Below are 12303 nucleotides of genomic sequence, written 5' to 3'. Positions count from 1 at the left end.
AGAATAGTTGCGGAGCGACGGGTGTCAAGACGTGTGGGTTGCGTTACACCGAGCGGGTGCCGAGTGTGTGCCGGGCGGGGGTCAGGCCTGCTGGGCGCGCTCGGTGACCATCTGCAGGAGCACGGGGTCGATGACCTGCGGGTCCGCGCCCGCCAGCAGCCGCACGAGCGCCGGACCGGCGTCCCGCGCCACGACGACCGTCAGGCTCGTCGACTCGAGCTGCGCCGGCGCGAGCCGGATGCCGTCGGACTGCGCGCCGTCGGTGGTCAGCACGACGACACAGCCGGCGCTGACCCCGGCGGTCCCCCAGCCGGCGGCGTCGACGCCGCGGGCGAGGTCCTTGAGCCGCGTGTCGACGGACGTGTTGGGCCGCCCGTCGGCGAACACCCGGCAGGGGTGCCCGTTCGCGGGGTTCAGCTCGTACCGGCCGGGGCGCACACCGTCGAGCACGGCCACGAACGCCACGCTCCGGTCGCACACCACCGCGAACCGGAGCGCGCCGCCGCCCCGCCAGGGCATCGCCCGGGCCGCGGGCAGCGGCCCGAGCACGTCGTCGAGCCAGTCCGGCGGATGGGCGCCGTCCAGCCAGTACCGCTCGCGGAACCGCTCGAACAGCTGCCCGCGCTCCTGGTTGGCCCGGGCGGTCTCCGACTGCGCCATGTCCTGCCGGGCGTACCGCTCGACCTCGTGCACCGCGGCGACCTGGCCGCCGAACGCGACCAGCGTGAACACGACCATCACGAGGTTGATGAACGGGTCCTCGTCGATGCGGGTCAGGTAGGTCACGCCCGGCACCGCGTAGCAGGCGAGCGTCGCCGCGGCGGCCGGGCCGAACAGCCGCCGGGTGCCCAGCCCCCGGCGCAGGGCCGCGGCGACGCCGACCGGCGCCGCGACGATCAGCGCGCCGCCCCACCAGGCCCAGTCGAGCAGGACCAGCCCGCCGAGCCCGCCGGCCAGGGCGAGCACGCCGGCGGCGATGTTGCGGCCCAGGTCCGGGTCGGTGGTCGGCGGCTCGATCAGCCGCGGACGGACGGCCCCGGGCGGGTCGTCCGGCAGGACCCTGGTCGACGCCGGCGCGGGACTGGCGAACGACGACTCCCGGGTGGTCACGAGGTCCGCGGCGCGCAGCAGGTCCTCGCGCAGCCGCCGGGCGGACTCCTGCCGGTCCGCCGGGTCGGGCGACAGGGCCCGGCGCAGCACCGTGGCGGCCGGCTCGGGCACCGCGTCGAGCGCCGACCGGCCCGGCCCGGCCGGCGGGCCACCGGTCAGCAGCGTGTGCAGGGTGGCGCCGAGGGAGTAGATGTCCGACGCGACGCTCTCGGAGTCCCCGGCGTGCACCTCCGGCGCCGTGTACCCCAGCGTGCCGATCCGCGCCGTCGCCGTGAACCGGCCGTCGTCGCGGTGGATCGCGGAGATGCCGAAGTCGGACAGCACCGCCGCGCCGTCGCCGGTGAGCAGGATGTTGCCCGGTTTGATGTCGCGGTGCAGGATGCGCGCCGCCGCCTCGTGCGTGTGGGTGAGGGCCTCGGCCACCTCCGCGCCGATGCGCAGCGCGTCGCCGACGGGCAGCGTCCCCTCCACCGCCAGCCGGTCGGCGACCGACCCGGCGTAGAGGTCCATGACCACGTATCCGCGGCCGTCGGCGGTGAAGTCGGCCTCCAGCAGCCGCACGACGTGCGGGCGGCCCTGCAGCGCCTGGAGTGCCTGGACCTCGCGGCGGAACCGCCGCCGGTCGGCGTCGTCGAGGTCCCGGCGGTACACCTTGATCGCGACGGCGGAGGAGTCCATGGTCGCCTTGCGCGCCCGGTACACGTGCGCCTGCCCGCCCCGGGCGCTGACCAGCGTCAGGTCGCGGTAGCCGTGGATCTGCGGCGCAGTGGCCATGAGGCCTCCCGGATGGCAGGGCTGCGGCGAGTCTAACCGCCACCGCATCGACCACCGGCGGCTTTGCCGGACGCCCTCACCCGCCCTCACCGCCCTCACACCGGCGGCCGGCTCCCGGACGCCTATGCTCCAACCCGTCACCGGACGACGGGGGGAGTGCGTGATGGCAGCAGCGGGGTGGCCGGAAGTGGCCGACGAGCTCGTCGGGGCGCTCGCGGCGCTGCGGCCCGAGGCGGCGATCTCCCTCTCCGGCGGCGACGGGTTCGTGCAGTTCATCCGCTTCACCCGCGGCTACAGGCTGGACGTGCCGTCGGTGTACATGCTCACCCGGGACGTGCCGGAGCGGGCGGCGGACCTCGCCGCGCTGGGGTGGCAGCCGGACGAGGACGGGGCGGAGACTCTGTGCTTCCCGGAGGTCCCGGCGCCGGTGGAGCCCGCCACGGCCCGGCGGCTCGCCGACGTGATCGTCCGGACGCTGCGCGACGTGCACGGCTTCGCCGACCCGGCCGAGGTGACGTACACGTCGTTCGACAACAACGGGATGCGGGCGCCGCAGCTGCGCACGGTCGCGGCCGAGGCCGGGCAGGAGGTGCCCGACGACCGGGACCCGGCCACGCTGCTGCCGGCGCCCTCAACGGCGTGGCGGCGGCTGTGCGCGGTCTTCGCCGGCGGGCTCGGCGACTGGTCCCGCGGCGCGTTCGACCGGCTCGTCGCCGAGCAGGGCTGGCAGCCGGACGGCGACGAGCTCCTGGCCGCCGGCGGCGAGCGGATCGAGGCGCACGACTGGGACGCCGGGTACTACGGGCACGGCGAGATCAGCTCGCTGAGCGCGCGGCTGCCGGTCGGCGAGGCCGGCGTCGCCGACGACTTCCGCCGGGCGCTCGCCGCCGCCGTCACGGTGCTCGGCCACCCGCCGATCGTCGGCTCCGAGGGCCGGATGCCCCTCGCGCGCTGGCGCGGCGAGGACACCACGCTCACCCTCGAGGCCCTGTGGGGCCGGCACATCCGGCTGACGGCGGAGCCGACCGGCCCGCGCGAGAACGTCATCTACAACAAGCAGAAGTGGATGATGACGCCGGACGACTGGGCCCCGGACGAGCTGTGGTTCACCGAGCCCGACGTCGAGGCGCCGCAGGCGAAGGCCCTGCACGGCATGATGACCTACTGGCACTCGCCGTCGGAGACCCTCGACGGGACCGTGGACGAGCTGCGGGTCCTGTTCGCGTCGTGGTGCTCCGCGCTGCCGATGCTGCACCCGTACGCCAGCAGTGCCCGCTGGCGGTTGCGCCGCACCAGCGGGACCCTGGTCGCCGAGGGCGAGTTCACCCGCGAGCGGGTGACGGCCCGGTTCGGCTGGTCCGACGAGTTCGGCGAGCGGGTGGAGACCGTCCCGGGCGGGGACGTCGCCGCCGACCTCGCCGCCCGGGTGGCCGCCGCCCTCGACCGCGCCGGCGTCACCGCGCCCGGCGATCTGGACGGCGGCGCGTGGTCCGACACCCCCGCCGAGCGCCTCAACGCCCTCCGGCTCACCGTCAGGCGCTGAGGCTTCCTCGACGTCGCGCCGCTACGGGCGGACCGGCAGGATGTGCACGCCCGGCTGGGTGCCGCCGGTCGAGGTGCGGGTCAGCCCCGTCGGCGACGGGTCCAGCAGCGCGCCGTCGGTGCGGGACCCCGGCAGCTCGACGAACGTCCCCGGCTGCCCCGTGCCGTTGGAGTAGCCGACCCCGGCGGGCACGGAGCTGAGGTCACCCTTGTCCCATTGGAGGCGGGTGTACCGCAGCACGATGTCGAACGCGCCAAATGCGACGTCGCCGCGGTCGACGAGGTACAGCTGGAACGCGTTGAGCTTGTCGTCGTGCCGGTCGTAGTAGCCGACCCCGTTGAAGTCGACGCAGAAGGCGCGCCGGCCGTCGACGGTGCCGCCGCCGTAGCGGACCGGCTGGGAGCCCGCGCCGCGGGTGTCGACGTCGGCGAACCAGGCCGCGACGATCGGGGTGCGGATGGTGTCCATCGGCACCGCGGTGAACGTCGACAGCGGCCCGTCGAACGTGACGTTGCCGTTGTTGTTGACCCACAGCGAGCCGAACGTCCGGCCGTGGAAGTTCAGGTCGAACGGCAGGGTCACCTCCGGGCTCGACTGGTCGTCGTTGGGGGCGACCTCCGTGGCGTTGCAGGTGAGGTCCAGCTGCCGGCCGTCGGCCCGCAGCTCGTACCGGCCGGTGAAGCCGCCCTGGTCGGTGACGCGCAGCTCGTACCGGCCGGACTCGCGCAGCCCGGTGAACCCGAGCGTGCCGCAGCCCTCGCCGCGGGTCCGGCCGACCGGGCGGCCGCTCGGCGCGACCAGCGTGACCGCGAACGTGCCGTCGCCCGGGCAGACCCCGAACGTGGACACCGTGACCGAGTCACCGGCCTGGAGGGTGACGGTGAGGACGTCGACCGCGAACGGCGCGTCGAGCGACCCGGTCACCTTCTGTCCCAGGGTGATCTCGGTGGTGGTCTCCACGGTTTGCGCCAGCGCGGCGAGGTCCACCGTGGACCGCAGCCGGTTCGCCACCACGCCGGCGTCGGCGGCGAACGTGTCGTCGCCGGTGATGCCGACGTCCAGCACGCACTGTTCGAGCCCGCCACCCGGCCGCAGCGCCCGGCAGACGGTCTCGGCGTGCGCCCGGGCCGCGGCCGGCAGCGCCGCCACCGACGCCTGGTCCACCGGGTCCACCGGGGTGACCCGGTCGGCCGGCAGGACGCTGCGCAGCAGGGAGGCCTGCCCGGTCACCCGCCAGCTCGCGGCGAACGACCCGTACAGCTGCGCGCGGTCCCGGAGGTCGCGCACGAGCGTGCCGTCGCGGGCGGTGAGGTCGTCGCGCGGGTTGCCGTCGGCGTCGCCGAGCACGCCGCGGACCTTCCCGTAGCGGGACTCGGCGAGGGTGACGAACATGTTGTCGCCGGTCCACCGCCCGGCGGCGAGTCTCGTGCCGTCGGGCCAGGTGACGACGGCGCCGCCGGCGGTGGTGAACGTGAGCGCCGCGCCGCCGGGCAGCGTGGTGCGCATGCCGGGGGTGAGCGGGACCGGTTGCCCGTCGAGGGTCGCGACGAGCGGGTCGAAGCGTTCGCCGGTCGCGGTGTCGCCGAACGCGATGACCGAGGTGCCGACGCGGGCGGCGACGGCCCGGTTGAGGCTGATCGCCGTGGTGCCGGGCCGGCGCACGAACCGGCCGTGGACCGCGAAGTCGTCCACTGTGGACTCGGCGAGGACGTAGTCGCCGGCGGCGTGGAAGCCGAACGAGCCGCCGTCGAAGCTCACCAGGTGCGGGTCGCCGTAGGAGCCGCCGGTGCCGCGGCCGCCGCCCTCGCCGGTGTCGCCGGTGGTGCCGCCGTCCCCGCCGGGCGGGGGTTCGGTGCCGCCGGGCGGGAGCCCGCCGTCGCCCGGGTCCGGGTCGTCGGGCTCGTCACAGGCGTCGCCGGCCCCGTCCCCGTCGGCGTCGGCCTGGGTGGGGTTCGCGACCGCCGGGCAGTTGTCGAGGGTGAAGGCGGCGCCGTTCCACGGCTGCGCGTCGGGGACGCCGTCGCCGTCCTTGTCGTTCGTCGGGTACAGCGCGGTGATGTCGCGCCGCTTCGGCTGGAGCAGGTCGTCCTTCAGCGGGACGGCGGCCTCGAAGAGGATCGGCCTTGCATAGGTACCGGCATAGGTGCCGGTGCCGGACGGCAGCGGCGTCGCCTCGAGGCGGCTGAGCGGGATCGTGGCGTTGGTCTCCAGCCAGGCGCCGGGGTCGCCGTCGCACAGGTCGATCGAGTCCTGCACGGTCATGGTGAGGTCGGCGACGAGCTCGACCTTCGTCCGGACGCCCTTGGCGTCGGCGGCCGGCACGAAGCGCAGGTCGCCGGTGAATGTGCGGTCGTCGCGGACGTAGCCGGACGGCAGCTGGACCCCGCCGACCGCGCCGGCGATGTTGCCCGGCACGTCGTAGGGCCAGCTGAAGTTGACGTCGACCCCGCGGCCGATCGGCGGGTAGTCCGACACCTGCTTGGTGGTCGGGGTGGCCGGCGCGGCGAGCTGCGGCGGGGTGCCGAGCGCGGCGACGAGCTGGTCGACGACCTTGTCGCGGGCGTCGATGGTCGGGGCGTTCCAGCGGAACTGGCGGATCGTGTCGGCGTCGGTGATCGTCTCGCGGGCCGTGGTCGGCACGCCGCCGAGCAGGTACTTGGTCCACAGGTCGCGCGACGTCGCGCCGATGACCGCGCCGAGGAACGGCAGCAGCGTCGCGCGCAGGTAGGCGACGGCCCGGTCGGCGTCGGCGGAGGTGGCGAAGGGCGTGCAGTACGCGGCCGGCCCGCCCCACTGGTTGAGGACGCCGGGCTCGGGCTCGGTGCGGATCTCCTCGCCGTCGAGCACCGACAGCTGGACGACCCGCTCCCGCCCGACGACCCGCGACGGGATGACCGTGGCGGTCGGGCCGCCCGGGTTCACGCCGACGATCCTGGCGGTCGCCGGCTCCAGGCCGAGGACGGACGGGTCGACGGCGACGGTGATCGGCTTGGCGAAGCGCAGCCCGTCGGGTGACAGGTCGACGATCGGCGCGCCGAACACGTCCTTGGCGCCGCTGTAGCCGAGCGGCGTGATGTGCAGGTCGGTCGGCCGGCTGACGGCGCCGCGGGGGACCACGACCCGCCAGCCGGGGCCGGTGAACACGCCGCCGTCGGGGCTCAGCCGCACCGGCGCCGCGAGCGCCTGCACGGTCAGGTCCGGCGCGGTCCCGGCGGCCTTGTCGACGCGGGCGACGCTCAGGCCGCCGAGCCGGCCGGCCTTCTTCGCGACCAGGGCGATCCCGCCGTCGGGCAGGCCGCGCAGGACGTAGCCGCCGTCGGCGCCGGTGGTGGCGGTCCGGCCGCCGTACGAGACGACCGCGGCGGCGACGGGCAGCTTCGTGACCGGGTCGACGACCCGGCCGGCGACCTGGCCGGCGGCGGTGGCCGCGATCCGCTGCCGCACCTGGGCGCGGGCCGTGCCGGTGCGGCCGCCCGACGGGTCCCAGGCGCGCACGTCGAGGCCGTTGGCGCGCTGCGGATGCAGCAGCACCTCGACGGCGAACTTCCCGTCCGGCCCGGCGAACGTGGTCGCCGGGAGGACCCCGCCGTCGACGCGGACGGCGCCGCGGGCGAAGGTCCGGCCGGCGACGACGACGCTGCCGCGGTCGGTGTCCGCCGGGACGGTGAGCTTGACGGCGTCCTGATGGGGCCCGCCGGGCCCGCCGTCCGGCGTACAGGCGCCCATGAGCGCCAGGACGGCGCAGAGCACCACCGTCCGGGTTCTCCGCTTTCGGTCCATCATCACCTCGCGGTCGTCGGTGGGGCACGCAGCGTGCCCGGGCACCGACAGCCTTCCAACACATCGCAACTGGTCGATGCGGACAGAAGCGGCAAGTCACCCTTCCCCGCGGCGGCCACGTGAACTGCCCGTGAACGCCCCGTCAACATCGACGCGTATCTGTCGACTAGTCGACCGTCCGGCCGATGAAACGTTCAGCCCGGGCCGGTATATCGGTTGGGGCGGGGCGCGGGCGGCGTTACGGTCGGCCCGTGACCGGCGTTCGGGGGTTCGTGCGGCAGGACCTGGCGGCCGTCCACGCCGCGTTCGAGCGGAACTTCGCCGACGGCGCCGAGGCGGGGGCGTCCTTCTGCGCCACCGTCGACGGTGAGATCGTCGCCGACCTGTGGGGCGGGCACGCCGACGCGGCCGGGGCCCGGCCCTGGGAGCGGGACACGATCGTCAACGTCTACTCGATCACCAAGACGATGGCGGCGCTGACGGCGCTGCTGGTCGCCGACCGGGGCGAGCTGGACTTCCACGCGCCGGTCGCCCGGTACTGGCCGCAGTTCGCGGCCGGCGGCAAGGGTGACGTCACCGTCGCGCAGGTGATGAGCCACTCCGCCGGGCTGTCCGGCTGGCGCGAGCCCCTCGCACCCGCGGACCTGTACGACTGGGAGAAGGTGACCGCCCTGCTGGCGGCGCAGGAGCCGTTCTGGCCGCCCGGCACCGCCTCCGGCTACCACGTTGTCACGCAGGGGTTCCTGATCGGCGAGATCGTCCGGCGGATCACCGGGCGGACGCTGGGCACCGTGTTCCGGCAGGAGCTCGCGGAGCCGCTCGGCGCTGACTTCCACATCGGGCTGCCGGAGTCCGAGGAGCCCCGGGTCGCCGACCTGGTCCCGCCGGACGAGGAGCCGTTCGCCGGCGGCCTGACCGAGCTGCAGGACAACGCGGCGCACAACCCGCGGCTGGACACGGCGGTGGCCGGCTCGCGGGCGTGGCGGGCCGCGGAGATCCCCGCCGGCGGCGGCACCGGCAACGCGCGGTCCGTCGCCCTGGTGCACACGGTCCTCGCCTGCGGCGGCGTCGCCCAGGGCCGCCGCCTCCTGTCCGAGGCGACCTGCCGCAGCGCCCTGGAGGTCCAGGTCGAGGGCACCGACCTCGTCCTCGGCATGCCGGTGCGCTTCGGGCTCGGCTTCGCGGTCGGCGGGCCGTTCATGCCCGGCCCGGACACGCTGTACTGGGGCGGCGCCGGCGGCTCCCTGGCCGTCATCGACCTCGGCGCCCGGGCGACCTACGCCTACGCCATGAACAGGATGGGCGGCCCGGGCGACCTGCGCGGCTTCGCCCCGGTCTCCGCCGCCTGGACCGCCCTCGCGGCATCGACCTGATTCCTGCCGAATGCGTGGCGTGCAAGCGGAAAAGGCGCATTCACCAGGGGGTCGAACGGCCTATTGCATACACGATTGTGAATTGCAATCTTACCGCCACGACTTTGAAGCGCATCGCTCGACGGCAGCGCGGACCCCACCAACTGCCTCGTCGACGGCAACCCGTGCTCCTACAGCGTGCTCACCGACACCGAGGCGCCGACCACGCCGCGTGGCGCTGTTCGTCTCCACCGAACGGGTCCCGACCGGCGCCACGATCCGGCTGCGCGCCACCCGCCCCTCCTACGGCGGGACGAGCGGGTTCGACTACCCGTACATGGTCCCGCCCCAGGTCTTCAGCGTCTTCGGCAACGTCCTGGGCACCGGCCGGGGCTGCGTCGCGGTGTCGGTCGAGATCACCGCCCCGCAGACCGCCGCCCCGCTCGCCACCGCCGAGACCCCCTGCCTCCAGCCGTCATAGCCGGCGGTCCCCGATCGCCGCACGGGTGCGGTCGTCCGCGGGCACCAGGATCCGCAGGCGCAGCCACGGCGCGTGGGCGGGGCGGCTCTGGGCCGACAGGAACGCGAGGTCGCCGAGCACCGGGTGCGGGATCCGCTTGCGGGACGGCTCCAGGACCCGCACGTCGTGCCCGGCCCACCAGTCCCGGAACGCCGGGCTGCGCGCGCTGAGCTCCTCGACCAGCGCCACGAAGGCGGGGTCGCCGGGGTGCCGGGCGTATTCGCTGCGGAAGTCGAGCAGGTTCGCGTGGGCGGTCCGCTGCCACGCCGGCGACCCGGTGTCCCAGGCCGGCGGGTCGAACAGCCACAGCAGCAGGTTGCGCCGGCCGCCCGCCGGGGGCGCGACCAGGCCCGACATGATGATCTCGGCGGCCCGGTTGTGCGCGACCACGTCGAACCGCGGGTCCAGCACGAACGCGACGTGCGGCAGCAGCGCGTCGACGAACGCGGCCGTCTCCTCGTCGACCGGACCGTCCCCGGGCTGCGGCGGGGCCACGGCGGCGAGCAGGAACAGGTGGTCGCGCTCCGACGGGGTGAGCGCGAGGGCGCGGCTCAGCGCGAGCAGCACCTGCGCGGACGGCGCGACGTCGCGGCCCTGCTCGAGCCACGTGTACCAGGACAGGCCCACGCCGGACAGCTGCGCGACCTCCTCGCGGCGCAGGCCGGGCGTGCGGCGGCGGCCCGGGCCGGGGTCCAGGCCGGCGTCCTGCGGGCGCCGCGCCGCGCGGCGGGTCCGGAGGAAGTCCGCCAGGGCGGCGCGACGGGCGGCGCTGGGTGTTGGTGCGGGTCCCACGATGGACCATCCTCTCCCGCCGCCCGCTCCGGGACCGAATCCTGGGCCGGTGACCGATGACGACGTGACCTACCTCGAGCTCGGCGCGGGCGCCGAGCCGTTCCTGCTCCTGCACGGCGGTGCCGGCCCGCGCTCGATGCTGCCCTTCGCCGGGCTGCTCGCCGCGTCCCGGGACGCGCGGGTGATCGTGCCGACGCACCCCGGCTTCGCGGGCACTCCCCGGCCCGCGGGCCTCACCACCGTCGCGGGGCTCGCCGCGCTGTACGCCGGCCTGCTCGACCGCCTGGACGTCCGGGCCGTGACGGTGCTCGGCAACTCGATCGGCGGCTGGGTCGCCGCCGAGCTGGCGCTGCTGCGCAGCCCGCGGGTCGGCCGGGTCGTGCTGGTGAACGCGGTCGGCCTCGACGTGCCGGAGCACCCGGTCACCGACGTGTCCGGCCTGACCCCGGCCGGGCTGGCCGCGCTGTCGTTCCACGACCCGGCGCGCTTCCCGCCGGACCCGGACCGCCCGAAGCCCGACCTGGCGGCGCTCGCCGCGTACACCCGGATGTCGATGACCGACCCGGGCCTGCGGGACCGGCTCGCCGCGGTCGACCTGCCGGTGCACGTGGTGTGGGGTGAGTCCGACGGCATCGCCCCGCCCGGCTACGGCCGCGCCTACGCCGAGGCCATCCCCGGCGCCCGGTTCACACTGCTGCCGGGCGCAGGGCACCTGCCGCAGCTGGAGGCCCCGGACCGCCTGCTCGCCGCCGTCGCCTGACCTGGCGCCGGCCTCGACGGGTCACTCGGTCGGGCGGGCGGCGAGGCGCAGCTCCAGCATCGCGGCGAAGCGGGCGTCGGGGTCGCGCAGGTCGAGCGGGCCGACCTCGGCCACCCGGCGCAGCCGGTACCGGAAGGTGTTCGGGTGCACGTACATGGCCGCGGCGGCGGCGACCGCGTCGCCGAAGGCGTCCAGCCAGGCCCGCAGCGTGTCGACGAGGTTGGTGTTGTGCTTGGCGTCGTAGGCGAGCAGGTTCGCCACCGCGCCGCTGGGCCGGTCGCCGCGGGCCGACACGACGTCGGCGAGGTCCAGCAGCAGCGCCTCCACGTGCACGTCGGCGAGCCGGGCGACCCGGCGCCCGGCGGTGTTGCCGGTGCGCAGGACCCGCAGCGCCCGGTCCGCCTCCGCCCTCGCCGCGGCGAGCCCCGCCAGGTCCTGCGCGACCGGGCCGATGCCGGCGACCGCGGGGGTGCGCTCGCCGACCCGGTCGAGGAAGTCGGTGGCGATGCGGACGGCACCGTCGGCGCGGCCGCGGGCGACCGGGACGAGCCCGTAGACGACGTCGCCGACGAGGGCCGCCGCCGAGCGCGGGTGCACCGCGCCGATGTGCATGGCGAGCGCGTCGGCCAGCCGCTGCCGCTCGGTGGCGAGGCCCGCGTCGGCGGTGACGCCGGACGGGTCGTCGGGGCGGGGGAGGAGCGCGAGCCCGAGCACGGCGACCGGCCGGTCGGCGAGCCCGAGGCGGGTCAGCGCGTCCAGCGCCCCCGGCCCGCCCTCCAGGGCGGTGCTGAGCAGGTCGGTGCGCAGCCGGCGCTCGACGTCGGCGCCGGCCCGGATGCGCAGCATGTGCAGCGCGACGACCCGGGCCGCGTCCCGCAGCGCCTGCATCCGGTCGAGGTTCGGGGGCCCCTGCACGGCCGCCCAGATCGAGCCGAGGATCTCGTCGCCGGCCCGGACCGCGACCGCGACCCGGGGCAGCAGGAAGAAGTCGTCGCCGCCGGGCTCGACGTAGACGGGTTGGTCGCTGCGGTACAGGTCGCGGAAGATGCCCCGGTCGGTGAGCTGGCGCGAGTACCGCTCGGGCACCTGCCGGCCGAGGATCGTCTCGATGCGGGACCGGTCGGCCTCGTCCTGCCGGCCCGAGTAGGCCAGGACGCGGGAGCTGCGGTCCTCGATGGTGACCGGCGCGTCGAGCAGCGCCGCGATCGCGTTGGCGAGCGCGAACAGGTCGCCGGCCAGCACCCCGCCGAGGGTCTGCGGCTCGGCGTCGCCGACGTCGCCCTCGGCCAGCAGCGAGCGCAGCAGCGCGGCGAGCTGCGCCCACGACGCGCCGCGGGTCAGCCCGAGCAGCGCCACCCCGGACTCCGCCGCGGCGGCGGCCAGGTCGGGGTCGGCCGGCACCGGCGCCCGCACGACCAGCGCGACGGCCTCCTGCCGGCCGAGCGTGCGCAGCAGCCGGGCGGTCTCCGCGGCGTCGCCGACGCCGACCCCGAGGACCAGCGCGTGCTGGGGGAGCACCGGCTCGTCGAGGGGGTCGTGGATGACCACGCCGCCGATCGCGGCGGCCTGCCGCGGGTGGAGGTCCGGGTCGCCGTGGACCAGCTCGAGCAGGGTCGCGCCGAGGTCGTCCAGGACGCGCCCGAGGCTGGCCTGTGGTCGCACACCAGGAATT

At 75.8% G+C, this 12303-nt stretch carries 8 protein-coding genes; 4 read left to right on the top strand and 4 right to left on the bottom strand.

The annotated features are described in order from the left end of the window. Positions 1-81 precede the first annotated feature (81 nt). Positions 82-1884 (bottom strand): serine/threonine-protein kinase, encoded by a 1803-nt coding sequence (locus ACQEVZ_RS56515; protein ID WP_433384485.1) that lies wholly within the window; start codon positions 1882-1884, stop codon positions 82-84. A gap of 163 nt (positions 1885-2047) precedes the next feature. Between ACQEVZ_RS56515 and ACQEVZ_RS56510 the strand changes: the two genes are divergently transcribed. Next, positions 2048-3427: a TY-Chap domain-containing protein gene (locus tag ACQEVZ_RS56510; RefSeq protein ID WP_433384482.1), complete on the top strand. Its 1380-nt coding sequence runs from the start codon at positions 2048-2050 to the stop codon at positions 3425-3427. Positions 3428-3448: 21 nt separating this feature from the next. On the opposite strand, the gene ACQEVZ_RS56505 is transcribed toward ACQEVZ_RS56510, so the two are convergent. Further along, positions 3449-7180: a nidogen-like domain-containing protein gene (locus ACQEVZ_RS56505; RefSeq protein WP_433384479.1), complete on the bottom strand. Its 3732-nt coding sequence runs from the start codon at positions 7178-7180 to the stop codon at positions 3449-3451. Between the two features lie 278 nt (positions 7181-7458). On the opposite strand from ACQEVZ_RS56505, the gene ACQEVZ_RS56500 reads away from it, so the two are divergent. Further along, positions 7459-8580 carry a serine hydrolase domain-containing protein gene (locus tag ACQEVZ_RS56500; RefSeq protein ID WP_433384476.1) on the top strand — a complete coding sequence of 374 codons (1122 nt, stop codon included), beginning with the start codon at positions 7459-7461 and terminating at the stop codon, positions 8578-8580. A 211-nt stretch (positions 8581-8791) separates the two neighbouring features. Further along, positions 8792-9040 (top strand): hypothetical protein, encoded by a 249-nt coding sequence (locus tag ACQEVZ_RS56495; RefSeq protein ID WP_433384473.1) that lies wholly within the window; start codon positions 8792-8794, stop codon positions 9038-9040. On the opposite strand, the gene ACQEVZ_RS56490 is transcribed toward ACQEVZ_RS56495, so the two are convergent. Next, on the bottom strand, positions 9035-9871 hold the full coding sequence (locus ACQEVZ_RS56490; protein WP_433384470.1) for a helix-turn-helix transcriptional regulator: 837 nt from the start codon (positions 9869-9871) through the stop codon (positions 9035-9037). The genes ACQEVZ_RS56495 and ACQEVZ_RS56490 overlap by 6 nt on opposite strands. 49 nt (positions 9872-9920) lie before the next feature. On the opposite strand from ACQEVZ_RS56490, the gene ACQEVZ_RS56485 reads away from it, so the two are divergent. Beyond that, positions 9921-10631: an alpha/beta fold hydrolase gene (locus ACQEVZ_RS56485; RefSeq protein ID WP_433384467.1), complete on the top strand. Its 711-nt coding sequence runs from the start codon at positions 9921-9923 to the stop codon at positions 10629-10631. 21 nt (positions 10632-10652) lie between these two features. On the opposite strand, the gene ACQEVZ_RS56480 is transcribed toward ACQEVZ_RS56485, so the two are convergent. Further along, positions 10653-12293: a PucR family transcriptional regulator gene (locus ACQEVZ_RS56480; protein ID WP_433384464.1), complete on the bottom strand. Its 1641-nt coding sequence runs from the start codon at positions 12291-12293 to the stop codon at positions 10653-10655. Between the last annotated feature and the right edge of the window lie 10 nt (positions 12294-12303).

Source organism: Dactylosporangium sp. CA-152071, assembly GCF_050936335.1.
GTDB lineage: Bacteria > Actinomycetota > Actinomycetes > Mycobacteriales > Micromonosporaceae > Dactylosporangium > Dactylosporangium maewongense.
Note: the sequence above shows the minus strand (reverse complement) of the source record. Positions and strands in the feature narration are given on the sequence as shown.

Bases quoted from the DNA above. Each gene is read 5' to 3' on its own strand.
- ACQEVZ_RS56515 (WP_433384485.1), bottom strand. From the start codon at position 1,884: ATGGCCACTGCGCCGCAGATCCACGGCTACCGCGACCTGACGCTGGTC.
- ACQEVZ_RS56510 (WP_433384482.1), top strand. From the start codon at position 2,048: ATGGCAGCAGCGGGGTGGCCGGAAGTGGCCGACGAGCTCGTCGGGGCG.